21 protein-coding genes are annotated in these 25,155 nt (G+C 43.0%); 11 read left to right on the plus strand and 10 right to left on the minus strand.

The window, feature by feature from the left end; genetic code table 11:
• Positions 1-51 precede the first annotated feature (51 nt).
• Complete coding sequence (gene gmk / locus OCU60_RS01220; protein ID WP_074372369.1) at positions 52-690, minus strand: guanylate kinase; 639 nt, start codon at positions 688-690, stop codon at positions 52-54.
• Positions 691-1,122: 432 nt separating this feature from the next.
• On the opposite strand from gmk, the gene OCU60_RS01225 reads away from it, so the two are divergent.
• On the plus strand, positions 1,123-2,406 hold the full coding sequence (locus OCU60_RS01225; protein ID WP_074372239.1) for a dicarboxylate/amino acid:cation symporter: 1,284 nt from the start codon (positions 1,123-1,125) through the stop codon (positions 2,404-2,406).
• A gap of 321 nt (positions 2,407-2,727) precedes the next feature.
• On the plus strand, positions 2,728-3,399 hold the full coding sequence (locus OCU60_RS01230) for a 7-cyano-7-deazaguanine/7-aminomethyl-7-deazaguanine transporter (RefSeq protein WP_074372238.1): 672 nt from the start codon (positions 2,728-2,730) through the stop codon (positions 3,397-3,399).
• Positions 3,400-3,490: 91 nt separating this feature from the next.
• Here the strand turns inward: OCU60_RS01230 and OCU60_RS01235 are convergent, their stop codons facing one another.
• The 6 genes from OCU60_RS01235 to OCU60_RS01260 form a co-directional block, all read right to left on the minus strand.
• Entirely contained in the window at positions 3,491-5,194 is a 1,704-nt protein-coding gene (locus OCU60_RS01235) for a sodium:solute symporter family protein (RefSeq protein ID WP_074372237.1), read from the minus strand.
• Positions 5,195-5,208: 14 nt separating this feature from the next.
• Positions 5,209-5,475 (minus strand): DUF4212 domain-containing protein, encoded by a 267-nt coding sequence (locus OCU60_RS01240; RefSeq protein WP_074372236.1) that lies wholly within the window; start codon positions 5,473-5,475, stop codon positions 5,209-5,211.
• Positions 5,476-5,804: 329 nt separating this feature from the next.
• On the minus strand, positions 5,805-6,434 hold the full coding sequence (locus tag OCU60_RS01245; protein ID WP_074372235.1) for a response regulator transcription factor: 630 nt from the start codon (positions 6,432-6,434) through the stop codon (positions 5,805-5,807).
• A gap of 239 nt (positions 6,435-6,673) precedes the next feature.
• Positions 6,674-8,470: a protein-disulfide reductase DsbD gene (locus OCU60_RS01250; RefSeq protein ID WP_074372234.1), complete on the minus strand. Its 1,797-nt coding sequence runs from the start codon at positions 8,468-8,470 to the stop codon at positions 6,674-6,676.
• Between the two features lie 273 nt (positions 8,471-8,743).
• Positions 8,744-10,189, minus strand: coding sequence for an aspartate ammonia-lyase (gene aspA / locus OCU60_RS01255; RefSeq protein WP_074372232.1), 1,446 nt, complete (start codon positions 10,187-10,189; stop codon positions 8,744-8,746).
• A 189-nt stretch (positions 10,190-10,378) separates the two neighbouring features.
• Entirely contained in the window at positions 10,379-12,250 is a 1,872-nt protein-coding gene (locus tag OCU60_RS01260) for a sensor domain-containing diguanylate cyclase (protein ID WP_228448965.1), read from the minus strand.
• 331 nt (positions 12,251-12,581) lie between these two features.
• Between OCU60_RS01260 and OCU60_RS01265 the strand changes: the two genes are divergently transcribed.
• From OCU60_RS01265 to OCU60_RS01295, 7 genes are all read left to right on the plus strand, one after another.
• Positions 12,582-13,067, plus strand: a complete 486-nt coding sequence (locus OCU60_RS01265; protein WP_074372230.1) for an FxsA family protein — start codon at positions 12,582-12,584, stop codon at positions 13,065-13,067.
• Between the two features lie 54 nt (positions 13,068-13,121).
• The gene (locus OCU60_RS01270) at positions 13,122-13,586 is read left to right on the plus strand and encodes a tRNA (cytidine(34)-2'-O)-methyltransferase (RefSeq protein WP_074372229.1); all 465 of its coding nucleotides are present in this window, start codon (positions 13,122-13,124) and stop codon (positions 13,584-13,586) included.
• Between the two features lie 641 nt (positions 13,587-14,227).
• On the plus strand, positions 14,228-14,905 hold the full coding sequence (locus tag OCU60_RS01275) for a hypothetical protein (RefSeq protein ID WP_074372228.1): 678 nt from the start codon (positions 14,228-14,230) through the stop codon (positions 14,903-14,905).
• Between the two features lie 22 nt (positions 14,906-14,927).
• Positions 14,928-15,809: a hypothetical protein gene (locus tag OCU60_RS01280; RefSeq protein ID WP_074372227.1), complete on the plus strand. Its 882-nt coding sequence runs from the start codon at positions 14,928-14,930 to the stop codon at positions 15,807-15,809.
• Positions 15,810-15,821: 12 nt separating this feature from the next.
• Complete coding sequence (locus tag OCU60_RS01285; protein WP_074372226.1) at positions 15,822-17,039, plus strand: ATP-grasp domain-containing protein; 1,218 nt, start codon at positions 15,822-15,824, stop codon at positions 17,037-17,039.
• Positions 17,036-18,223: an ATP-grasp domain-containing protein gene (locus tag OCU60_RS01290; protein WP_074372225.1), complete on the plus strand. Its 1,188-nt coding sequence runs from the start codon at positions 17,036-17,038 to the stop codon at positions 18,221-18,223. The genes OCU60_RS01285 and OCU60_RS01290 overlap by 4 nt, the downstream gene beginning before the upstream one ends.
• Positions 18,216-19,133 (plus strand): DMT family transporter, encoded by a 918-nt coding sequence (locus OCU60_RS01295; protein ID WP_074372224.1) that lies wholly within the window; start codon positions 18,216-18,218, stop codon positions 19,131-19,133. Before OCU60_RS01290 ends, OCU60_RS01295 begins: the two co-directional genes overlap by 8 nt.
• A 105-nt stretch (positions 19,134-19,238) precedes the next feature.
• Here OCU60_RS01295 and cpxA read toward each other — a convergent pair whose 3' ends face one another.
• Both cpxA and OCU60_RS01305 read right to left on the minus strand, forming a co-directional pair.
• Positions 19,239-20,660: an envelope stress sensor histidine kinase CpxA gene (gene cpxA / locus OCU60_RS01300; RefSeq protein ID WP_074372223.1), complete on the minus strand. Its 1,422-nt coding sequence runs from the start codon at positions 20,658-20,660 to the stop codon at positions 19,239-19,241.
• A complete protein-coding gene (locus tag OCU60_RS01305) occupies positions 20,660-21,355 on the minus strand; it encodes a response regulator (protein ID WP_074372222.1) in 696 nt (231 codons plus the stop codon). Before OCU60_RS01305 ends, cpxA begins: the two co-directional genes overlap by 1 nt.
• A 219-nt stretch (positions 21,356-21,574) precedes the next feature.
• On the opposite strand from OCU60_RS01305, the gene OCU60_RS01310 reads away from it, so the two are divergent.
• Together OCU60_RS01310 and fieF are read left to right on the plus strand one after the other, a co-directional pair.
• Positions 21,575-22,075, plus strand: a complete 501-nt coding sequence (locus tag OCU60_RS01310; RefSeq protein ID WP_074372221.1) for a Spy/CpxP family protein refolding chaperone — start codon at positions 21,575-21,577, stop codon at positions 22,073-22,075.
• Between the two features lie 302 nt (positions 22,076-22,377).
• Entirely contained in the window at positions 22,378-23,289 is a 912-nt protein-coding gene (gene fieF / locus OCU60_RS01315; protein WP_074372220.1) for a CDF family cation-efflux transporter FieF, read from the plus strand.
• Between the two features lie 134 nt (positions 23,290-23,423).
• Here the strand turns inward: fieF and OCU60_RS01320 are convergent, their stop codons facing one another.
• Positions 23,424-24,953, minus strand: a complete 1,530-nt coding sequence (locus tag OCU60_RS01320) for a M28 family metallopeptidase (protein WP_074372219.1) — start codon at positions 24,951-24,953, stop codon at positions 23,424-23,426.
• Positions 24,954-25,155 lie beyond the last annotated feature (202 nt).

The following is a 25,155-nucleotide window of genomic DNA, read 5'->3' on the forward strand; positions in this document are numbered from 1 at the left end:
ATACAACTGAACGGAATGAATTGTAAACTTCATGAGGTATCACGTCGGCATTTATTGCCCTGTCGTTCCTGTGGACAACAATTCCAATAGCATACTGCTATATTTAGCAGCTTGCTTGTCTTGCTTCAATCTTTCTGCGCGAATGATTGCTTTAAAATCCATCAATGCAGCATCAAATTCGTCATTGATGATGAGATAGTCATATTCGGGATAGTGCGAGGTCTCTGACTGAGCTTCACTCATTCTTTTCTCAATGACATCCTGATTGTCTTGCCCACGGGCGTTCAGGCGTCGTTCCAGCTCTTCTTTTGAAGGCGGAAGAATAAAGATACTCCGGGCTGCCGGCATTTTCTGCCGAATCTGCCGCGCACCTTGCCAGTCAATATCGAGGAAAATATCGATCCCTTTCTTGAGTGTATTTTCGATCCAGATTTGAGAGGTGCCGTAGTAGTTACCGAAGACTTCGGCATATTCGAGAAATTCACCTTTAGCAATCAGTGCTTCAAAATGTGCTTTATCGACAAAGTGATAATGAATACCATCCTGCTCACCAGCTCTGGGCTGGCGGGTTGTGTGCGACACGGAAACTTTCATGGCATAGGTCGGATTCTTTTCCAATAAGGCTGCGATCAGGCTTGATTTTCCTGCACCACTCGGGGCTGAGACGATGTAAAGCGTACCTTGACCCATCATGTCTTTTACTCTCACTATCAGTTAACACGTAATCGCCAAGCAGGATGCTCAGGATCTTTTGAACCCATGTGACTCAGTTTAAACCGATCGTGAGGAGAATACCGAGGTTTATTTTAAGTAGAAACATGGGCGGAAAAATGGAGGCGAAGCGTATCACAAACCGTTCTTATCGCTCAAGTCTGGCTGCTGACGTTTGGTTGATTATTCTGGATACAGGTGTGATAAGAAGCAGAATAATGTGTAAAACAGCTCTTTGCGTCACAGTCTATCGTAGTTTGCCATTGATTAATGTGATAATGTCGCGCGAGTTTGTGTAGCACAAACTATAGAATACACAAGGTCTATCGTTCCATTTGAATAGGCATATAAAAGAGCAGTCATAGACGATAATACGGGCGATGTCATCTATAGAAAACAATGAGGAACATCATGAAAAAAATGAAGTTGACCACCAAAATCTTCATTGGTCTTGCCGCCGGGGTCGCAGTTGGATTGCTTCTGCAAGGAACACCGGATATTGCGAATACTTATATTAAACCCATCGGAACGCTATTCATCAACCTGATCAAAATGCTAATCGTCCCTTTAGTATTTTCATCGTTAATTGTTGGTGCCGCCAGTATTGGTGATATTAAAACACTGGGAAGAATCGGAGGAAAAACACTTAGTTACTATCTGTTAACAACCGCTTTTGCTGTGACGATTGGTCTATGTTTAGCAACCGTCTTGACACCGGGTGCAGGATTGAGCATTCCGATCAGTGGTACGAGTAAAGCCGTAGAAAGTGTCAGTCTGGTGGATACATTTTTAAATATTATCCCTAAGAACCCACTAAAAGGACTTGTTGAAGGCAATATGCTACAGATTATTGCTTTCGCTTTATTTCTTGGAATGGGAGCGACGTCTCTTCCGGAAAATAAAGCACAGCCATTCATTTCGTTTTTCGAAAGTGTGGCTGAAATTATGTATAAAATTACCGGCTTTATTATGTCACTAGCACCTTATGGTGTATTTGGCCTGATTGTCCCTGTTGTTGCCTCAAATGGTGCCGCTGTCCTGATTCCTTTGATTAAGGTGATTGGAGCGGTATATGTCGGCTGCATTATACAGATGGTGTTTGTCTATGCCGTGACCGTCAAAGGATTTGCGGGCATTTCGCCATTACGGTTCATGAAAGGTATTCTACCTGCGGCTGCCACAGCGTTTAGTACGTCTAGCAGCTCCGGCACGTTGCCTGTCAGTATCCGGACGATTAAGGAAAATTTCGGCGTATCGGACAAAATAGCAAGTTTTGTTCTGCCATTAGGGGCGACCATCAATATGGGAGGAACATCTCTTTATCAAGGGGTGTGTGCACTCTTTATTGCTCAGGTTTATGGCATCGATTTAACCTTCGCACAAATGGGAACTATCATTCTGACGGCAACGTTAGGCGCGATTGGGACCGCTGGTGTTCCCGGTGGTGGCTTAATCATGCTATCCATTGTTTTAACGTCAGTGGGACTGCCGTTAGAAGGTTTAACTCTTATCGCGGGAATCGATCGCATACTGGATATGGCAAGAACATCGATTAACGTGATTGGCGATCTGGCTGCATCGATTGTGGTCGGTGCTTCAGAAAAAGAAATTCAGAATCCTCAAGGACAAGAGCAAACATCTAAACAAGGAAGAGAACGAGAACAGGAAGTGGGATCAGCAACTTCACTTTCATAATCATCTTATCTCTGTCCCCTGCATAGACCTACCTGCGCAGGGGCTGATTGCTACAGTCAAGACATCGCCCGTCTTTGTCTGCTTTCACTAAAAAATGTTCCGGTTTGTCCGTTAGGATGAGCCGGAATATTCCTTTTAAACCTCACGATGCTTTTCTTTCTTTTTGACTTCATTTATCCATCTTGCACTCATGCGTTGTTGCTGTATAATTCGCCCTCTTTTTGAGCCGATGGGATCAAAAAGAGCACAGAATCGGGGCCATTTGCCTCAAATGAATATATTTGGGTTCCCTCACCCCAAACCAAAAGAAAAAGGTAGAACATGAGTATTTTCACCATTGCACAGCAGCGCAAAGCGCTGAGTTTCCTGATTTTATTTCACTTACTGATTATTGCTTCCAGTAATTATTTAGTGCAGATCCCCTTTACCGTGATGGGGTATCACACGACTTGGGGAGCATTTACATTCCCGTTTATTTTTCTCGCGACTGATTTGACTGTCAGGATCTTTGGCGCCTCACTGGCCCGACGAATTATCTTTTTAGTCATGTTCCCAGCTTTGGCCGTCTCATATCTCTTGTCAGTCTTGTTCTTTCAAGGCCATTTTCAAGGCGTTGCACCATTAGGTCAGATCAACTGGTTTGTGGCTCGGATTGCGATTGCCAGTTTTATGGCTTACCTGTTAGGGCAAGTGATGGATGTTCAGGTCTTTAACCGTTTACGCCAACTCAAACAGTGGTGGGTTGCGCCCACATGTTCAACACTGTTTGGCAATGCGCTGGATACAGTGGCCTTTTTTGGCATTGCTTTCTACCAAAGCCCTGATCCATTTATGGCACAACACTGGCAGGAAATCGCAATGGTTGATTATGGCTTTAAATTGGTGATCAGTTTAGGACTGTTCGTGCCGATGTATGGCGTATTACTGAACTATCTGGCGAGTCGGATTACTGCAACTAACCCGAATTTTTCACTGACAACTGCGAAAGCTTAAAGTCGCTGTGATGATAGGGGACGAAGAGAGAAGTGACCCGATATGCTTCGAGTCACTTCTGTTTTATCGCTGTTATTCTGTTTTATGATGATTAATGGTTATGTGCTGTCCCCGCACCTTTCGGATAGCGAATCGACTCTACCATTTCCTGCACATCATCGGGGACTTCCGCCGTAAATTTATTGACTACAATCGCGACCACAAAATTCAGACACATTCCCAATGTTCCGATACCTTCCGGACTGATACCGAACCACCAGTTGTCCGGTGTATTATCTGCCGGATTGACGAACTTAAAGTAGATGATGTATGCAGCCGTGAAAAGAATCCCGCAGAGCATTCCTGCAATCGCCCCTTCTTTATTCATCTTCTTATAGAAAATCCCCATGATAATCGCCGGGAAGAAGGATGCAGCCGCAAGGCCGAAGGCAAAGGCGACCACCTGCGCCACGAATCCCGGTGGGTTGATTCCCAGATAGCCGGCCCCGATGACGGCCAGTGCGGCACCGATCCTCGCTGCGAGTAACTCTTGCCTGTCGGTCATGTCTGGCTTGAAGCCCTTTTTGAGCAAGTCATGTGAGATGGAGGTCGAGATAACCAGCAGTAGACCTGCGGCCGTCGAAAGTGCAGCAGCCAGACCACCGGCTGCCAGTAAGGCAACGACCCAGTTTGGCAGCTTGGCTAACTCCGGAGACGCCAGGACGATGATATCTCGGTTGATCTTCACTTCATTACGCGCATCACCCGCATAGAACATACGGCCATCACCATTTTTATCGTCCCATGAGACCAATCCGGTATTTTCCCAGTTTTTAAACCAACTTGGTGCATCCGTAGACTGAACGCCCTTCATGTCCGGACCATTGAGCGTATCGATCATGTTTACCCGGGCAAATGCTGCAACCGCAGGTGCTGTTGTATAGAGCAAGGCAATAAATACCAGTGCCCATCCGGCAGAAATTCGTGCATCAGAGACTTTCGGTACGGTAAAGAAGCGGATAATGACGTGAGGGAGACCAGCCGTTCCAACCATCAAGGCCGCACAGATAAAGAAGACATCCACCGTACTTTTCGAACCGTCAGTATATGCGGTAAAGCCCAGTTCTTGGGTTAAACCATCTAATCGATCCAAGAGGTAAGTATCGGTGCCTGAAATGGTTGAACCGAATCCCAGTTGTGGAACCGGTGTTCCTGTCATCATGAGTGAGGTGAAAATAGCTGGAACCAAGAATGCAAAAATCAGCACACAATATTGGGCGACCTGCGTATAAGTGATGCCCTTCATGCCGCCCATAACCGCATAGAAGAACACGATTGCCATCCCGATAATAATTCCCATGTTGATATCGACTTCAAGAAAGCGCGCGAAAACGACGCCAACGCCACGCATTTGGCCGGCAACATAGGTGAAAGAAACGAAAATGGCACAGAATACAGCAACCATTCGCGCCGTTCGGGAATAATAGCGGTCACCGATAAAATCCGGAACTGTAAATTTACCGAACTTTCTAAGATAGGGTGCGAGGCAAAGTGCAAGTAAGACATAACCACCGGTCCAACCCATCAGGTAGACACCGCCGTCATAGCCAATAAAAGAAATGATCCCCGCCATAGAAATAAATGATGCCGCAGACATCCAGTCAGCCGCAGTTGCCATCCCGTTCGCCACCGGATGTACACCTCCGCCAGCGACATAAAATTCACTGGTTGAAGCCGCTCTTGCCCAGATCGCAATTCCGATATACAAGGCAAAGGTCACACCCACGAGGATAAATGTCCAAGTTTGAATATCCATATGTCACTCCTTCACTAGTCTTCGTGGACGTTATATTTTTTGTCGAGTGCGTTCATTCGCCAGACATAGATGAAAATGAGGGCAACAAAGACATAGATCGACCCTTGTTGGGAAAACCAAAAACCGAGCTTGAAACCACCGAATTGAATGGTATTCAGCGTGTCTACAAATAAAACCCCGGCACCGTAAGAAACCAGAAACCAAATTGCTAGCAGGGTTCCCATGATTCCCAAATTCTCTTTCCAGTAAGCTTGTGCGTGTTCTGATGATTCAAACGCCATAGCTGTCTCCTTCCTGTTATCGGTATATTTGTTAATACAATGTTACGTTTATAAAGTAGCAGCTTGTCATGGTTTGATCTTTGCAACTTTAGTCGCGTTCTGACTTTTATTGGTATTAATGCATGGGTAGATTTTTATTGAGGTGGGTAAATGTAAAATATATGTTAAATGATGGAGTTGTTAGCCAAAAGTATATACAGCGCACTTCAACGGAGGTGAGTTGAGATTGAATTGAATGGGAAACTCACTGCAAATCAGGTTCGATAGAAAGGGGGATTGGACTGAAATGTCACAGATGCACAGGTCAGAACGATGAACTATAGGGGGGATCAGTCGTTAATTTCGTTGAGCAGAATCACGGCTTGAGTGCGATTTTTGACGCCGAGTTTGCGAAAAATAGCGGTCATATGGGCTTTGATGGTTGCTTCGGAAACATTCAACTCATAAGCAATCTGTTTATTGAGTAAACCATCCGATAGCATCCCTAATACTTTATATTGTTGTGGTGTCAATGCCGCAATTTTTTCAGCCAAATCATTGCCGGGCTGATTGGTAATAACCAGATCTTCAGGGAAGTATGGGTCACCATTGAGCACTTTATTGAGTGCATTGACGAGCGTTCGCATATCACTGGATTTGGGAATGAAGCCGAAAGCACCATGCTTTTTCACCTGTGCAACAACAGCGGGTTCTTCGCTGGCCGATACCACAACAATCGGTAAATCCGGATAGGTGTTTTTGAGCTGAATTAAACCCGAGATCCCATTACTGCCCGGCATTTTTAGATCGAGTAAAACCAGATCGGGTTCTGCTTCTTTTGCCAGAAGGGTAAGCAGTGCATCGAGTGTATCGGCTTCTTGTAGATTGGCACCGCTTACCGCCATATGCACTGATTGAAATAGTGCATTACGGAAGAGAGGGTGATCATCTGCAATGATAATGGTGTAGGTCGCGTCCATTACAATTCATATGTTTACAAGTTATTAACCAAATTATTGTTCCGTTTATAGTTTTGAACAATATCGGAGCACGAAAACTCTGAACTCTATCCCCTTTTTTGTATACATCTGTGCGCATTGTTCCCCGATTGTATGCTGATACATCAATCGTGTGATCTCGGTTTCCTTTATGGGCTGGAAGGATACAGCGTTCTCAGCATCGCTGACTGGTGTCGTTTTTACCAACCGGATAGAGTGCGTTATAAATCATACTGGTGAAGATGTTCCAAGAACTCATCTGCATCCATAAAACCAGTGATTCGGGCTTGAGGAACGCGCGTTCCTGTCGAATTCCAAAAGCTGAGCGTGGGTAATCCGAGCACGCCTAAGTGGTTCAGCAGTGCTTTATTTTGCGCATTGTTTGCCGTGACATCGGCCTGAATGAGACGATAATTGGCGAGTTTTTGCTGTACGGTATGATCTGAGAACGTATATTTTTCGAACTCTTTACAGGCGACACACCAGTCAGCATAAAAATCGATCATCACGGGTTGTTGATTCGCTTTTGCTAAAGCCAGTTGTTGTGCCAGTTCATCGACATTCTGAACCTGAACAAAAGACAACGACTCAGCATGTGCTGGTGACGTGAAGATACCGGAATACAAAGCTACGGGTGTCAGTGAAAGCCCGACGCCAGCCAGAGACAAGACGAGGAGTAATGTTTTTCTGAACTGACTGGCCGCGGAACGGAGGCTGGTCAGCAATATCCATAGGAAAAGACTCACACCAAGCAAAGCCCATAAACTGACAGACCATAATTCGGGAATGATACGTTCCAGAAGGAAGATTGGGGCCGCAAGCAGGATGAAGCCAAACAGCGTTTTGATTTTTTCCATCCATGGCCCCGATTTCGGTAGAAAACGCTGACCGAAGACCGCGATGATGATCAAAGGTACCCCCATACCGAGCCCTAACAGATAAAGCGCGATACCACCGAGCATCAAATCCCCGGTCTGTGCCACGTATAGTAAAGCACCAGAGAGTGGTGCGGTGGTGCAGGGAGAACAGATCAGCCCTGAGATTGCGCCCATGATGAAAACACCAAACTGCCGACCACCGGACTGTTGTTGACTGAGGTTATTCAGGACGGTCTGCAAAGTCGCCGGCATTTGAATGGTATAGAGACCAAACATGGAAAGTGACAGCAATATGAAAAGCAGGCTGAAAGCAATGAGGATGGTCGGGCTTTGCAGGGCTGCTTGAAATTGTAATCCCGCTGAGGCGACGACAAGTCCGAGTAATGTATAGGTGAGAGCCATGCCTTGAACATAAATCACGGCCAGTCCGAAAGCTTGTTTCTTATTGAGGTTGTTCTGACCCAGCACAATACTGGTGACAATCGGATACATCGGGAAAACACAAGGTGTGAAAGCTAATCCAATACCGAGAAACAAGAATAGCATGACCGTCCATAGATTTTCTCCCAGTGCATCAGCTAACCGATTTTGTTCAGCCTGAGGCGGTTGGACGCTTTGTTTCGGTAACGGCTGATTTGACGGAGATGCGATCCCGTTTGATGCTGAATTCTCGGTATCCAGAGTCACCGTCGGAAGGGGGGCAATCGGTACAGAGCGTACTTCTGGCGGATAACAAAACCCCTGTGCGGCACAGCCTTGGTAGCTGACTTGAATCTCGGCATTTTTCCCCGCATCAGCCAGTTCCAAAGTGATTTGAAGGGGGGTGGTATAGATATTTACATCACCGAAAAATTCGTCATGGTGCGATTCACCCTGACGCATGTGAGTTGAGACGATACGTACCTGTTGCGGGGCGAAATTCAATTTATGCTGATACAGATAGTAACCGGGTTGAATCTCCCAACTCAGCGTTAATTGATTTCCTTGTTGATAAGCGAGAAAGGGAAACGCTTGATCGACTGTCACGAATCGCGATTGATTCGGCGTAAAAGCAGAGGACAACGGCGCAGCAAATTGTTGCGCCTGAAGGGGTAATAAGGCCGATACCAGCACTGTCAAAATGAGAAAAATTGAACGCATAATTGGACGTATTAAAGGATATGTTTGACTCGAATGAACTCATCATAACGCAAGTTTTCCGACAAATGCGAGAGATAGAAGTCAGTCTTGGACAGATCGATCCAAGTATTCGACCAAAAGCCAGAAAAGCCGATGACTCTTTGATGATATGCTCAGAATGCAGGGGGGGGGGAATTTGTGTAGAAAGGCAGAGGTTTGAGTTTACAGGCGTAGAAATACATACTGCGATATCCGTGTAGGCATATCGCAGTATGTTTAACGCAGAAGAATCACTTATTCGTAGCGTTTTGCTTTATATTGAGGATGTCTCAGATTTTCGACGGATAGAATTTCGTCTACTTCAGTTTCGGTGAGCAGACCGCGTTCCAGAATGACTTCACGGACACTCTTACCAGTTTGAGCACAGATTTTACCAACAATATCACCTTCATGGTGACCGATATATGGGTTCAGGTAGGTCACAATTCCGATTGAGTTGAACACATAATTCTCACAAACTTCTTTGTTAACTGTAATACCGTCAATACACTTATCGCGTAGATTGATACATGCATTGGACAGAATCGAGATTGACTCAAACATGGCCTGACCGATAACGGGTTCCATGACGTTCAGCTGGAGTTGTCCGCCTTCAGCGGCAAAAGAGATGGTATTGTCGTTACCCAGCACTTTAAAACATACCTGATTGACGACTTCAGGAACCACTGGGTTCACTTTCGCCGGCATAATGGATGAACCAGCTTGCAGTTCTGGCAGATTCAGTTCATTCAGTCCCGCTCTTGGCCCGGAAGAAAGCAGACGTAAATCGTTACAGATTTTAGAAAGCTTCACTGCCAGACGTTTGAGTGCACCATGCGTCATCACATAAGCACCACAGTCAGAAGTCGCTTCAATTAAGTCTTCTGCCGCAACAACGTCTACACCGGTGACGGCTGCCAGATGTTTGACTGCCAGCGCCTGATAGCCTTCAGCGGCATTCAGGCCTGTACCGATAGCGGTTGCACCCAAGTTGATTTCAAGCAGAAGCTTGGAAGTATATTCCAGCGCACGGATCTCTTCATTCAATGTCACCGCCCAAGCGTGGAACTCCTGACCGACGGTCATCGGTACAGCATCTTGGAGCTGAGTCCGGCCCATTTTGAGGATATCACTAAACTCATGGCTCTTAATTTCGAATGCTTCTTTGAGGTAAGCGACTGAACTAACAAGTTTTTGTACGCTGTTAAACACTGCAATGCGGAACCCGGTTGGGTAAGCACAGTTGGTTGATTGACTCTTGTTGACATGATCATTGGGATTGATCACATCGTATTGTCCTTTTTCTTTCCCCATCAGTTCCAGAGCAAGATTGGCAATGACTTCGTTGGTGTTCATATTGACCGAAGTCCCTGCGCCGCCCTGAAATACATCTGACGGGAATTGATCCATACACTTCCCTGTTTCGAGTATTACATCACATGCTTGGATAATATAAGATGCAATCTCTTTTGGAATCACGCCTAGTTCTTTGTTAGCAAGGGTTGCCGCTTTTTTGGTCATGACCATACCACGAACAAATTCAGGAACATCTGAAATCGTGGCATTGGAAATATTGAAGTTTTCTACAGCTCGTAAAGTGTGGATGCCGTAATATGCATCAGCAGGGACATGACGTTGACCGAGTAAATCTTCTTCCAGGCGGGTAGCGGTTTCAGCAACTGCTTCAGAGAGGGTAGTCATAGTATAGGATCCTTAGGTAACTCAACTTCGTAGTTATCAATTTATAGGGATTAATTCTTCAAAGAATCCATTCTGGTAGTGTTAACGTTTGGAAATCCGACCGAAACGCGTAGAACATCATACTGAGTCTACTGGATAAAAAAAGTAGCTTGATCACCTTTTTCACTACCGACAATAACTTTATTGTTTTTAGCTATTTTGCACAACGCTCAACTGTTCGATTCCATGAGCGGAAACGCAATTTTTTCCTTTTTTCTTAGAACGATAGAGGGCTTTATCTGCATTGACGAAGGATTGATGATGACTGGATGTGATTTCAGCAATTCCGATACTGATTGTGGTGTCGTATTCTTGCCATGACTCGATAGCAAGACTGATCCGTTCCATCAATTTCTGTGATGTTGTGACATCGGCATGTTGAATGATAACCGCAAATTCATCGCCACCGATGCGCGAGACAAAATCAGTATCGCGCAGGATCGACAACATTTGATTTGCTAAACGTAGCAGGACCTGATCACCGACTGAATGGCCGTAAGTATCATTGATCCGTTTGAAGTCATCGACATCAATGATTGCCAGACAACTTTTGGGTTGATTGCTATACCGTTCCTGCAATCTTGAATAGTGCAATAATGTTTGGTTAAATTTTTTCTTATTCCAGAGTCCGGTCATGATGTCCCGTTCATTCTTCTCTTTGAGCTCTAAAATCGCGTTGTAGTGCTCAGAGATATCACTGAATGAATAAACATAGTGACTAATCTGTTTGATGGAACCTTCAAGCGCCCGAACTTCCACTTTACAGACATGTGGTGGGTCCACATCACCAATCTGTACTTGGCCTTGCCATTCTCCGCTCGTTTGCAGTTGTTTGAGAATGTTTTTGTATTTTGCTGTGGCAGGTTGTAAATCGAGGATGTTTTTCCCTTGAATTTCAAACTGCTCGGTGCCGAAAAGTTTACAGAAACGGAGATTGGCCCGAAGAATGATATGGTTTGCGTTGGTGAGAGCGACAGCAACACTGTTGTCGAGCACGACTTGATTGAATGTTTGTTCCAGTCGATTGATGAGATAACTTTCCCATAATAGGGCAAAAAAACCGGCAATAATGCCGAAGAAGAGCAACAGAATGATGACGGTCATCTGAATTTCTTTATCTCGCTGAGCAAACCCTTGCTTGATGAGGTGAGCTGGATACGTTGTCATCAGTGTGATGTCATGGCGATTACTGAATAGCGGGGCCTGAAATGGTTGAAACACATATAAGCCTTCAGTCGTTAGCAGGCTACCGGATTGATAGGGCGTTTGATGAATATACTCCCATAGTTTGGGGGCTTCATAAGCAAGGTTGATGTTTTCCCGCGCTTTGATCAGTTGGCCAAAGAGTTTATTTTTATTACTACTGAGAATGTAATAGCCACTCTTATCAATAAAATCAACTGAGTAGCCTAGCTGATTCGATGTGATATTGTTGATAATGCCTAATACTTCAAGATTCGCAATGAAGTATCCCAAGCGTTGTTGGTTATGAACGATTGGATAGATTATGCGAAATCCCGGTTTGTATGGTGTCACAATTTGGCCGAATTCTCGTTCCAGATCGATACCGAAATATCCTTGCTCACCTGAAGCAAGTCGTTGAGCATAATAAAAATAGTCTCGTTTACCTTTATCCTGTAACGCATTGTCCGGCACGATATAGGGTTGAGTCATCTGCGGCGTATAATCGACACGAATGATTTCTTTCCCTTGATTATCGAGGTAGCGTAACTGATAGAAAAACTCGACATTTGCTGCTGTCAGATACCATTGATTTTTTAGATAATTCCGGTAGGTCTGATTACCAGTTTTTGCGAATTCGAGGAGCAAGGGAGAGTGGCTCAGTTGTGTAAAATTCTGTTGGATGAGCTTACTCAACTGGGTCGCTTTGGCTTCGATATGTCCAACATATTGTTTACTCTGTGTTTCGAGCTGTTGAATAAAGAACTGATGGGCTTCATTGCTGAGGTGGAAATAGTATCCGCAAGGGATCACGGATAGACACAGCCATATCAATGTCATCTTTATGATGGTTCTTTTTGCTCTTTTCATTATGCGACTAACTGACTATTTATTTCTTAATAACGTAGATCAGGATCCGCGAAGATACCAGAGAGAATGGACTATTTCGGCTGATTATTTGACCACTTTGATTAATTTCGTTTGTAAAACAGTCCAGTGGAAAAGCAGCACAACGAGGCGATATTTTTTATTTTTCTTGGAAATTCTGTCTGTGGACTGATTTTGAGCAAGGACTGTTATCAAAAGAGTAAAGAAGTGAAACACAGGGGTCGGTTTTATGAATAGATTTCGTTACACTCGACAGGTTTGCGGACCTATAGCAGGAGGCGCTGTGTTTCCCATTATCTTATGTTTGTTTATTGCTGTTCCAATCATTGAAATTGGTTTATTTATTCAGGTCGGTGGATATTTAGGGTTGTGGCCGACCATCGGTTTGGTTTTGATCACTGCGTTTGCCGGGGCATCTTTGGTTCGAAGTCAGGGGTTACAGACCTTGTTGACGATGCAACAGCGACTCCAAGATGGCGAACTACCGGCTCAACAGATTCTGGAAGGGGTACTGCTGGCAGTTGCCGGGGTACTGTTATTGACACCGGGTTTTATGACGGATTTGATGGGGATGTTTGTTTTGCTTCCGAGACCACGCGCGATACTGGCACGTAAGCTGATGGACAAAGTTGTCATTCAAGGGAATGTCCAACAGCCATTCGGTCCCAGAGCCAGAGGGCCCTATGATCGGGAATCTGATCGCGGTAACACTTACGAAGGTGAATATGATCGCAAAGACGATGATGATGATCATGATAAATTGAATTAACGTAAAACTGCATTTAGAAAATAACCACTAAAAATAAAAATAGGCGTCAATTCTATGTTTCACATTGCATTATATTGTCCGAATATTGCCCAAAATACCGGTAATATCATTCGGTTATCAACCAACAATGGCTGTCATCTCCACCTGATCGAGCCATTGGGTTTTGATCTTGAAGAAAAAAATCTGCGCCGGGCTGCCCTCGATTACAGAGATATGGCGAAGGTCAGTGTCCATCCGAACTACGAAGCATTCTTAGCTGCGATTGGTGAGCGACGGATCTTCGCACTGACGACCAAAGGCGCCAGACCTCATGATGAGCCAACCTATCAAGCTGGTGATGTATTGCTATTTGGATCTGAAACGGCTGGTTTACCAGATGACATCCGTAATGGTTTCCCTGAAGAGCGCAGAATCCGGATCCCGATGCTGCCCAATGCGCGTAGCATGAACCTCTCGAATTCTGTGGCGGTTGTGAGTTACGAAGCGTGGCGTCAGCTCGGTTTCCCCGGCGGGAAGTGATTTCGGCTCCAATATAGATAAATAATCATATTCAGAGTAGGTGTCCCTGATGTTGTATAGTTCAGGGATTACTTCCCTCCAATTGGTCGTTTATCGTTATCTAATTCCTCTCTTTAACCTTTGTATCAAGCAATCCGACCATTTCTTATTATATACAATCAATTGTTGATCATTTTGTTGAATTGTTACTGATGTTGTAGTACATTATGCAAATTGTTGCTTTTGTGTTGTATTTTATTATGCTAAATACGTTACTGTTGAAACAATGAGTAATCTACTAGTGAATGCAAAAAATGCAAAAAGTGCTCAGTTGTAATTACTGATTGATAACTCGGAGAGTTAAGCATGACGGAGTCTGATTTCCAGAATTTATGATTTCATAGAAATGGAAAATAGAAATATGAGTGTGAAATAATTTTAAATTTTAAATATTACTGATGAAATCAATAAGAAGCTTGATGTGTTATCTGAATCAAATAATTATTGATGGCTGGTTATTTCTGGTAAAAATAATCTTTGATTATTGATAGAAAATATAATAAATACCGTTTATTAATTTCATGGTAATTTTTTATTGTTATAAGATGTGATGTTCGCTTTAAAATATAGTTTAATTGTATTTAATAATAGAGGAGTTGGTTATGTTTATCAATAAAGACGTTATAAAATTATTAGAAAGTAAGGTTCAAAATTTATTAGATAAAGAGTTTGAAAAAGACTCTGTAATGAGTGACTTTCATCAAACGGATTGGTTTAATAAAGAATATTACAAGCGTCACATTCTTGAGTGCGTTATTCGTATTAATATGAATAATGAATTGGATGCAAGAGCCGTTGCTGTTGCATGTAAGGGAAATATTCCAGCAGCAAAAAAACTATCATATTATCTATATGATGAATTAGGTCATGATGAGATGTTTGCTCAGGACTTAACTAAGTATGGTTATTCCATATCTGATATAAAAGACGAGAATGCATTTCCTTCTACACTTAAATTAATGGGGTATCTGACTTATAGTGTTGAACGGTTTGGTCCATTGAGTGCAATTATTTGGGATTGGTTCCTAGAATATTATGGCGATAATTATAATCCTTTTATCACTCAGAAAGCAGGGACTTATTTAGGTGGAGAGGAAGTTAGTGGAGCTGCATCACACGTTGCATTTGATGAAGCTGAAGATCATAGTGGTATGATGACGGAAATGCTATCAACGGTTATTAAAAGTGAACATGATCTAAAGAATGCAATTCAATATATTGAAACATTTATACCTATGATTGGTGAATACTTTAGTGAGTTAAAAGAAAACACTTTATAATTATTGATAATAGTGATGTAATATGCCTGAGGTTAAAATTAAAATAGCTGATTTAAATATAACAGCTAGTATAGAAGATAATTTAATCGAACATATCCCAAGTAATTACATTACAAAGGGGTGTCTTAATGGTGTATGCCGAGTCTGTCGATGTAAGCTTGTCTCTGGTCAAGTTATAGAGAATGGTAAGATAATAAACACCCCGAATATATTTTTACCTTGTATTAGCAAACCATTGACAGATATCTCCATCGAGTCTCATGTTGGTAATTTTTCTATTGGTTCAATTAAGAGTGTTGAATATATTGATAACTCCATTATAGAGATAAAGATAAACGTGAAAAAACAGTTTTTCACTTCAAAGTCGATAGTGAATATTTTTCATAATGACTACTCTATCTCTCGAAGTTATTCATTAGTAACAATGTATAAAGATGGATTTAACCTCCTCCGTATACATGTAAAGCTTAAAGAAAATGGCATTTTTTCTAACTGGTTTATGACCTTGAAACCTGATGACCAGATCAAATATCAAATTATCAATATACCTGTACCAAGATATCAGGAAATGAGTAGATATATTAATATTATTTCTGCTGGGAGTGGCATGGGAGCAGCGCTCTCAAGAGGGATTGAACTTTCAGAAAAGCATGAGTTAGATGGGATAAATATAGTTGCAATAAATAGAAATAATTTGAGCACTTATCATGAAAATTGTATTAACGACTTAAAGCATCACGTTAATTGTGGCGTTCATATTAGGAACGTTCATTTTACTGATTGGATTCATCATGATATCGAGAAATTTATAGAGAAGAAGTTTTTCACAGTGTCTGTAGGTTCGACAATTATTACAAAAAAGGTTGTACAGCTTGATGAAAAAGAAATTGAGTCTTTTGGCTAGTAGGATGAAAATATGAGCATTGTCGTAATTGATCCGGTTTCATCTGGAATCGCTTATATACATGCAGCTGTAGAAATGGAAGTTGATTTACATGTTCTTTGTCTTGATGAAGGAGAAAGGAAGCTATCTCCTAAGTTGAGGCATTTAGTGAAATCAGTTGTCAAGGTTGATTCAAGAGATATTGAATCACTGATAAGTGCGATTGAAAAAATTGGAGATGTTCAAGCCATTCTTCCTGGTTCTGAGTATACGGTTTCAGTTTGCGCTCAACTGGCGAAGCATTTTGGCTTGCCCGGTTTAAATCGTGATACTGTAGCATTTGTACGTGATAAATATGCGTTTAGACATAAGATAAAAGAACAAAAATTGAGTCATATTCGGTATTTCTTGATTGATATTAACACTAATTTACAAGCATTGAATGTGCCGGTGGAATTTGATTTTCCAGCAGTTATAAAACCAGTCGATATGTCTGGTAGTACTGAAGTTAAACGAATTGATAGCTTTGATGAGTTGGTTTCGTTTATGCAGAATTTATCGCAGCGTGAAATTAGTGATTTGGACTACGTATCATCAGGTAAATTTATTGTTGAGGAGTACATTCCAGGCGATGAATTTAGTGTAGAGGGCGTTGTTATTGATGATAAGATAGAAATCTTATCAATTACAGAGAAAATATTGGGTGAAGAGCCTTATTTTGTCGAACTTGGACATATTGTTGGGAATCAAGTATGTGAAACAATATCAAATCGTGTAAGTCAATATGCGAAATTTATTGTTCAAGCGATAGGAATAAACATAGGTCCTTTTCATTTGGAGTTGAGAGTTCGTCCAGATGGTCAGCCTGTTGCTATTGAAATCGCTGCAAGAATGCCTGGCGATAAGATTGTGGAATTAATTAAACAGTCTAGTGGTATAGATTTAGCTCAAATGACTATTGCTGCGTATGTAAATAAAAAAATGTCCAAGGAACCTTGTTCCAATGGTATTTCTGCTATTTCATTTATATCCAGAGGAATAAAAGAGCGTTTTACAGAATTAAATTCAATTGATAAATATAAGAATCATAAATATTTCAAGAATTGTGAAATATACTTTAATCATGGTGATATATTGGGTAGTCATCAAGACTGGACTTCTCGTATTGGACACTTTATTTTCTTTGGTGATAATTATCATGAAATTAAAGATGTAGTGTATGAGTTAAATCGTGAAGTGGGGCTAATATGAAGCATGTTTTAATCATTAATCGTTATGATGATATATTTTCTAATTATAATCTATATATAAATTCTGATGAATTTTATATGTCATTTATTACATTGAAGGGTAAAGAAAAACATATTAATCCCAAATATTGCTTGAATGTAAAAAAACTTGATGAATTAAAAAGTAAAGATGTGCTAGATGCTGCAATTGAAATCAACGAACGTGATCATGTTGATTTGGTTATTGCACACTCTGAATATGATTTGGATAGTGCTGCAATGATTCGAGATGCTTTAGGAATCTCGGGTGCTAAAATCGAGGATAATGAACTTCATCGAAACAAAGTATTAATGAAGTCTACGCTCATGAAATCTAATGTTCCTTTTCCGATGTTCAAGAAGTTACAGAGTAAAGATGATATTTATAAATTTATATCTGAGTATAAGTACCCTTGTATCATTAAACCAGAAGTCGGTGCAGCATCAGAAGGTGTCTATAAAATTTTTTCACATGATGATATACCTTCTATGGAAAGTGTCGAAGGTCTTCAAATTGAACAATTTATCGATGGTGATATTTACCATGTCGATGCGATAATATCGTGTGATGACATGCCATATTTTAAAGTGTCTAAATATATTAATACTTGCCTTGATTTTAGATATAAAGTTCCATTGGGATCGTTTACTATTGATGACCTTTCCGTGAATGAACGTTTGAAAAAACTTGCATTTAATGTTGCAGATTTACTGAGAATAAACAATCAGGCAATGCACTTAGAAATTATTGAACATGATGATGAATTCTACTTCTTAGAAATAGGGGCAAGAGTTGGTGGTGGCGAGATCCCTTTTGTTGCTTATAATAATGAAGGTGTTGACCTTTTTGAACTATGGACGAAGGTCTCACTGGGAAAAAATGTGGATACGGTCAAAACGAAAGTAACAGGTTTTTTAATGGTTCCAAATCCATTTGAATCTGGTTATCAGTTCGCTGATGGATTTCAGTTAGAACACCCTAATATTACATATCAGAAATTGAATTTAAATGGTGAAAATATAGGGTTCTCATATGATGATATACCTGCAATCGTCCACTTTGAAGGTGAGAATTCTATTGAAGTTCGAGATGCAATTGTTCAGTGTATGTCTTTGGTAAGCTCTGCAATAATCCCACTAACATATGAAGTAGGCTCTCATGGATAAAAAACATTGGTTTGGGGTACTTCTGGCGCTATTGGCTGCATTTTTTAATGGCATGGTTGGTATTTTTAGTGTCAACTTATTCAATTCAGGAATGACTCCCGAGGCGGTTGCTTTTTATAAGTGTGCGGTCGCATTTTTTATAATTGTTATCGTTTTAGTGGCAACGAATAAACTCGGTACAATGTTGCACTATTTGAGAGAGAAATGGCAAGCACTCATTGTCTGTAGCTTCTTTGGATTTTTCATGCTGTATTTCTTCGAGACCGCTGCTTACGGGAATCTAAATGTTGCTGTGGTTGTGTTCTTGTTGTTCGGTGTTTCGACGCTGGTAACATTCATTACCAATGCAATACTTGAACGTCGAATCCTGACAGGAAAGGAATGGATGTCAGTTTTGTTCGCCATTTTAGGTTTGTATTTGATTTTTATAGAAAATGAGCACATTGAAGCTTCAGTGGACATCGGCTTTATTTATGCTGTATTGGCTGGTGTCGGTTACGGTCTATTTTTGGTGCTGAATAAGAAATTGAATATTGGTGGTGGATTGATTCCCGTATGTGGATTACTGTTTTTTGGATTGATATATCTACTGATTCCATTTTCGCTATCTGGTCCTGTAGGTATTGATGGCAGTGCATGGTTCACGTTGGTGCTTTTAGCGTTGCTTCCAACCATTGGTGGATTTTGGTGTACCACTAAATCTTTAACAATTATGAAAAGCCAGACTGTACAATTGGTTGAGTTGTCTGAGCCAATCTTTGCTTTAATTCTTGGTTTTATATTTCTTGAGCAATTGGTAACTCCGATGCAGATGCTTGGTGGCGTTTGCATTTTAGCTGCCATTTTGATTCATGAGTTTAGATTCTCTCTGTGCCGTAAAGCTAAAACAGTGACGGATACAATGCCTTAAGCTGACCACTCATATATTTCTTTCAAGCCAGCCCTCTCGGCTGGCTTTTTCTGTTTTATCCTTTTGAGCGTGATGGTAAATCAGACCACTGGGTGAATCGGGGGATCAAGCTGTCATATCCAGCGGTAGGATGATGGTAATCATTAGCCCGCCCATTGTGCTTCGGCTGGCTTGAATCGTGCCACGATGCTGGCGGATGGCATTCTCGGTAATTGCAAGCCCTAGTCCTGTGCCACCGCTGTGGCGCTCTCTGGTGGTTGATACGCGATAAAATGGGCGAAATATATTCGCCAATTCATCATCCGGAACACCTTCACCATTATCTTCGACACAGAGCGTCAACTGTTGTGGTGTGTCACTGAATGTGACCCGAATTTGATCTTTGCCGTAGTAGATTGCGTTACGCACTATATTCTCGACCGCACTCATCAGTTGTTGGGGATTGCCTGAGATATATCGCTCCGGAATCGTTGTATAGGTGAGTGTCTTCGCCATTTGTTCAGCTTCGAAGACGGCATCTTCAAGCAAGGTTTCCCATAAACTGGACAGCGGCTGCGTTTCTTGATCGGTGTGGCTATTGAGCTGCATTCTGGACAGGATCAACAGCTCGCCAATCATCTGTTCTAGACGTTGGGCTTCCGTATCGATTCTTTCCAGTTCAGGGCCGGCTCCTTGTTTACGGGTCGCAAGAGCTGTCGCCATCCTTAAACGGGTGAGCGGTGAGCGCAGTTCATGAGAAATATCGGATAAAAGCCGTTGTTGCCCTGAAATCATCTCATTGACGGCGCCGACCATGTGGTTAAAGCTCTGCCCGGCCTGACGAAATTCGTTGGTCCCCTGTTCCAGAGAGCGATCAACCTGAAACTCGCCTTGCGCAACACGTTGTGCTGCCTGCGCCAGTTTTTGAGCCGGTTGACTTAATGCCCATGCTAGCCAAAGCAGCAACGGTGTACTAATCAACATGACTACCAGTAACAGAGACACCGGGTGATCGAGTAAGCGAATAAAAAGTGGGGGCAGTTGATTGTCGGGGAAAGCGACGTAGAGTCGTAACGGTTGTCGGGCAAGATGAATCGGCATCGGGCCCGTCATCAGAAAATGGCCGTACAGCCGTTGCTGCGGTTGCTCGACTGAATCAATGCCGGTGATAAAGTTTTGGAGAATCCGGTTGCTGATCATCTGATTGCCATTGACCATCAGAATGTGGCCTGCCATATCGGTTAGAAACAGATGCGGTTTGTCCTGATTTTCCCTAAGTGGTCGATGGTGCATATTGCGTCGGGGTTGTCGGATGAACTGGGCGGATAATGTTCTGAGAATGAGAGTGAGATCTTGTTCTCCGGCAAATCGGGTTTCAAGGTTCTCTTTGATTGCCGTCAGACGTTGGCGTTCCGAACTCGGTAAGTCTCTGGTTTTTCTCGGGTCAAGATTCGGCAGCAAAAGTACCACGATCAAGATCAGTAACATGGTGAACCAGAACATGGCAAAGATTCGACCATAGAGGCTGTTTAACTTAGGAAGATGCATCAGTCCTCCGCAATCATCAGGTAGCCGCGTCCGCGCAGTGTTTTGATTCTCTCTCGACCATCATTGCGGGACGGGAGTTTTTTCCTCAAGTTGGAGACATGCATGTCAATGGCTCGGTCAAACGCTGCCAGTCGTTTACCGAGTACATCCAGACTCAGGGTTTCTTTCGTGAGTGTCTCTCCCGGGTGCTGGACAAAGTGAGTGAGCAGCGCAAATTCTGTTGTGGTTAACTCAAGCAGTTGATCGTGGCAGTATGCTTCTTGTCTTTTCGGGTAGAGGCGTAAGTCCTCACTCTCGATGACTTCACTTGATTGATGCGTCGGTACGGGTTGGGTACGACGGAGAATCGCGCGGATTCGGGCCAGAAGTTCCCGGTCACTGAACGGTTTTGGCAGATAGTCATCAGCACCAAGCTCAAGACCAATGACCCGATCGATCTCTTCGCCTTTAGCGGTCAACATCAGCACCGGCGTTTGCGCATATTGAGAAGCGGAACGGATTCTTTTCAGCGTTTCCATCCCATTCAGTTTGGGCATCATCACATCCAATAAAATGATGTCTGTCCGTTCATCAAGCATGTTCAGACCGGCTTCCCCATCATGGGCTTCTGCAACACTGAACCCTTCAAAGCTGAGCACTTCCTTGAGTAGTGCGGTTAACTCAGTATCGTCATCAATGATTAGGATATGGGGCATCAGTGGTTCTCCGCAGAATTCTGTGAACGTTTTATCTTTGTCAGTCGGTGACCTTTACCACTAGTTTACCTTTAAAATTCACGGATAAAGATCGTTTGGTTCCTCATTTACACTCTTTTACCTGCGCTATACACCAGTTGACCTTACAGAATGTAAGCTTAATTTACAGATACACGAAAGGCTGATGTTGATCAGTCTGTCCACCAAGAGGTAACAGAGATGAATACTTTAACAAAAGTAATATTGGCAGCTGCTGTTCTCCCGCTCGCGCTCGGCAGTATGAATGTTTTTGCCGGATATCAGAACCATCATGGCGGTGGTCGCTGGGGGAATCAATGTTCCGAATGCCAGCGTTATGATCACCGTGGGATGTTTCGAACATTCAACCTGACATCGGAACAGCAAAATCAACTGACAGCACTCCGGCAAAAGCATTGGGAGCAAAGACAGACACGGATGCAAAATTTTCATCAAGAAATGGCCCCTATTTTACTGGCAAAAAGTTTTGATGAGAAAGCCGCTCAGAAACTGGCTGGTAAAATGGGAAATGGGCAAGTTGACCAGCGTGTAGAGATGATGCGCCAACGGCATGACATGTTGCGTGTTTTGACACCAGAACAACAAGAACAATGGCGGAAAATGTTTCAAGAAAGACCATTCGGCAGTATGACCGGACCGGGTCAAGGCGGTGGTCCTCGTGTCATGATGAACCAATGGTAGGAACACATCCGCGATTTTTGGGGGAGTGTTGCGCATGGTGAAAACAGCATGTGGTGGGAGAGCGCTTTGATGAAAGCGATGATGTCTGTGAAGTAAAATGATGTCTGTGAAGCAACATGACGTCAGTGAAGAAAGAGGTGACAGGGATGCGCCTCTTTTTTGTCATTATGACCAATAATTATTATCATTTTCATGTTTAAAATCAGCTAATTATATTATATGGCGATGAATAAATTACCTGCAATGAAGCTGATTTCGTTATATAGTTAATCATTATTGATGACAATCATTCAGAGTTTTTGATGCACTCAAATTATATTCGCTTAGTGAAATCAGCAGCATGGAGTGCGACCATTGTCGCGATTACGTTGTTGATCATTAAAATGTTTGCTTGGTGGCATACCGGCTCAGTCAGTTTACTCGCGTCGGTGATTGACTCTTTGCTGGATATTGCCGCATCGGTGGTTAACCTGTGGGTGGTTCGCTATGCTCTTCAGCCGGCAGATCGGGAACATACATTTGGCCATGGGAAAGCAGAATCTTTGGCGGCACTGGCACAAGCGATGTTTATTTCAGGGTCTGCCTGCTTTTTATTTCTGAACGGGGTTGACCGCTTCTTTCGTCCTCAGCCGCTCCAAACACCGGAGCTGGGGATTTACGTCAGTGCGCTGGCAATCGTGGTGACCTTCCTGTTGGTTCGGTATCAGAAGTATGTGGTGAAAAAAACCGGGAGTCAGGCGATTGCGGCGGACTCTTTGCACTATCAGTCTGATTTATGGATGAACATTGCAATTATGATCGCACTAGCGATGAGTTGGAAAGGGGTGACCCAAGCCGATGCGATTTTTGCCGTCGGTATCGGTGTTTATATTTTATATAGTGCATACCAGATTATTCATGAAGCGATTCAGACGTTATTGGATCGCAAACTGCCGGATGAAGAAATCAGTCACATTCGTCAGCTGAGTTTATCGGTTGAGGGTGTTTTAGGCATTCATGGTTTACGGACGCGAATGTCCGGACCGGTGCGTTTTATTCAGCTTCATCTGGAATTAGATGATCATTTACCGCTGATTCAGGCCCATGAGATTTCTGATCAGGTTGAAGCGTTATTGCTGGCGGAGTTCCCCGGCTCCGATGTGCTTGTTCACCAAGACCCTTATTCTGTGATCCTGGAGTCAGAATATGAGCAGAAAGTAGCAGAATGGTCGTGATAACGATAAATGCTTAACTGATGATCGTGTTTTGATTCGGAGCGCGATTCACATGAGGTCTCAGCCGAGATGTGGATAGAACGGATAACCTGAGAATGGTTTTCAGGTTATCCGCATGACGTCCTTTCTGACGATTAGAACGTTGCTTCTAGCGTGATGCCTGAGTAATCAGAATAACCGCGTAGCATGATTGAGTAAGTCCCCGCAGCTGCGCGATCAAACGAGCATGACTCGTTATTCCCCGTTTTGTAAGGACGACAATCATAAGAACGAGTTCCCGCTTTCGCGCCATACTTCACATAAAGATCGGCATCCCCTCGTCCGCCCGATATTGAGATTTTAAAGGAACGAGATTCAGGCAGTTCAAATGTATACCAGCTTTGAGCCGATGCGTTGCCACTTAATCCAGTCAGTGGTTTGCCGACCTTCAACACCGGATCCTGTTGCGCTTCGACCGCTGAGTTTGCCATTTCGACGACATAGGAGAGGCCGAGCCGGGCGAATTTTTGCGCGTGCTTTCCTTCTCGGTCAGAATTGGAGAGCGTATCCCGTGAGGTATGAATATGCGGATTGTATTCAGAGAATTTTGCTTCGAAAGGCATTGATGCAGGGTATCCGGCACCATGCCACGAAGCATGATCCGAGCAACCATAACCACATCGGTCGAAGCCGTATTTCAGATTGGGTAGGTACTCATCCAGCAATTTTGCCAAGAATGAATTCAGGTTGCTGTCGGTATAATCGGTCATGAAGACAATATCTTCAGCAGAACCGGGATAGTTTGTCATATCCAACTGAAGGGCGGAAAGCACGTTTTTGCCCTCATTCTTATATTGACTGGCGATATCTTGAGAGCCGCGTAACCCGACTTCTTCTGCCGCATAAGCCATGAAAGCAACTGTCCGTTTCGGTTTGAAGTTGTTTTCTGCCAGAACTCTGATAATTTCTGTCACACTCGCGATGCCTGAGGCATCATCATCTGCCCCGGGGGCAACACTTTGAGCATTGGTTCTTGAACCAATGGTGGAATCCAAGTGACCGCCAATGACGACAATTTCATCGGGTTTTTCTGTGCCTCTAATGGTGAGAATGACGGACTTCTGTTGATAGCCTGAGTGGCTGACCTGCTGAACGGAAGCATTCCCCCATGAAGCAGACAAACCTCGCCATTCATTGGCAATCCAGTTCGAGGCCTGTGTTCCGGAGAGGGTCGTATAGAAGCGATTTGTGAAGTCCGACAAGCTGGTGATTGTATCGGTAATTTGATCAGCACTGATCAATGGAATTAATGGTTTGACGATATCTTGCTGACCAATGCCAACCGCAGCAAAGGAACTGCTGGTTAATGGCACTCGGCTCGCTTCAATCGCACTTTGTTTCGAATCATGAACAATATAACCACCGCAGCGGTGATGTTCTTCATGCATGTTGTGCGATAGCTCGGCCAGATCTTGTGAAGCAACCTTTCCCACCCAGACAAGAGGATTATCGACCACTGACTGAGGCTGAATGGGTTGAGTGACAGATTCCAGCAGTGTGCCTTTTGCATCAGCACCAATCGATATCCAGACTTCGTTGGCGTCAGCTTGCGAATTTTCTGCCGCGATAAGCGATGTACTGAACAGTGTCAGGATGACGGCCAGACTGGTTTTCGTGTATTTCATTTTTCTGATCTCCCTATCATAGGTGATTGATATAATTAATAAAAGTCGTTATGGATGTTAAAGGCCAGCGTGACTAAACTAACAAAACAAAGCAAGATTAGGGATGAGTTAATGCAAATTAATTCATAATCAGAATGTAAACAACAGTGAGCACAAGAATGTTAATAAATATTTATATTGGTTATATTTATGTAAATAATTA

Source organism: Vibrio spartinae (assembly GCF_024347135.1).
Lineage (GTDB): Bacteria > Pseudomonadota > Gammaproteobacteria > Enterobacterales > Vibrionaceae > Vibrio > Vibrio spartinae.

Coding starts and splice junctions, on each gene's coding strand:
- gmk (WP_074372369.1), bottom strand. CDS start 690: ATGGGTCAAGGTACGCTTTACATCGTCTCAGCCCCGAGTGGTGCAGGA.
- OCU60_RS01225 (WP_074372239.1), top strand. CDS start 1,123: ATGAAAAAAATGAAGTTGACCACCAAAATCTTCATTGGTCTTGCCGCC.
- OCU60_RS01230 (WP_074372238.1), top strand. CDS start 2,728: ATGAGTATTTTCACCATTGCACAGCAGCGCAAAGCGCTGAGTTTCCTG.
- OCU60_RS01235 (WP_074372237.1), bottom strand. CDS start 5,194: ATGGATATTCAAACTTGGACATTTATCCTCGTGGGTGTGACCTTTGCC.
- OCU60_RS01240 (WP_074372236.1), bottom strand. CDS start 5,475: ATGGCGTTTGAATCATCAGAACACGCACAAGCTTACTGGAAAGAGAAT.
- OCU60_RS01245 (WP_074372235.1), bottom strand. CDS start 6,434: ATGGACGCGACCTACACCATTATCATTGCAGATGATCACCCTCTCTTC.
- OCU60_RS01250 (WP_074372234.1), bottom strand. CDS start 8,470: ATGCGTTCAATTTTTCTCATTTTGACAGTGCTGGTATCGGCCTTATTA.
- aspA (WP_074372232.1), bottom strand. CDS start 10,189: ATGACTACCCTCTCTGAAGCAGTTGCTGAAACCGCTACCCGCCTGGAA.
- OCU60_RS01260 (WP_228448965.1), bottom strand. CDS start 12,250: ATGACATTGATATGGCTGTGTCTATCCGTGATCCCTTGCGGATACTAT.
- OCU60_RS01270 (WP_074372229.1), top strand. CDS start 13,122: ATGTTTCACATTGCATTATATTGTCCGAATATTGCCCAAAATACCGGT.
- OCU60_RS01275 (WP_074372228.1), top strand. CDS start 14,228: ATGTTTATCAATAAAGACGTTATAAAATTATTAGAAAGTAAGGTTCAA.
- OCU60_RS01280 (WP_074372227.1), top strand. CDS start 14,928: ATGCCTGAGGTTAAAATTAAAATAGCTGATTTAAATATAACAGCTAGT.
- OCU60_RS01285 (WP_074372226.1), top strand. CDS start 15,822: ATGAGCATTGTCGTAATTGATCCGGTTTCATCTGGAATCGCTTATATA.
- OCU60_RS01290 (WP_074372225.1), top strand. CDS start 17,036: ATGAAGCATGTTTTAATCATTAATCGTTATGATGATATATTTTCTAAT.
- OCU60_RS01295 (WP_074372224.1), top strand. CDS start 18,216: ATGGATAAAAAACATTGGTTTGGGGTACTTCTGGCGCTATTGGCTGCA.
- cpxA (WP_074372223.1), bottom strand. CDS start 20,660: ATGCATCTTCCTAAGTTAAACAGCCTCTATGGTCGAATCTTTGCCATG.
- OCU60_RS01305 (WP_074372222.1), bottom strand. CDS start 21,355: ATGCCCCATATCCTAATCATTGATGACGATACTGAGTTAACCGCACTA.
- OCU60_RS01310 (WP_074372221.1), top strand. CDS start 21,575: ATGAATACTTTAACAAAAGTAATATTGGCAGCTGCTGTTCTCCCGCTC.
- fieF (WP_074372220.1), top strand. CDS start 22,378: ATGCACTCAAATTATATTCGCTTAGTGAAATCAGCAGCATGGAGTGCG.
- OCU60_RS01320 (WP_074372219.1), bottom strand. CDS start 24,953: ATGAAATACACGAAAACCAGTCTGGCCGTCATCCTGACACTGTTCAGT.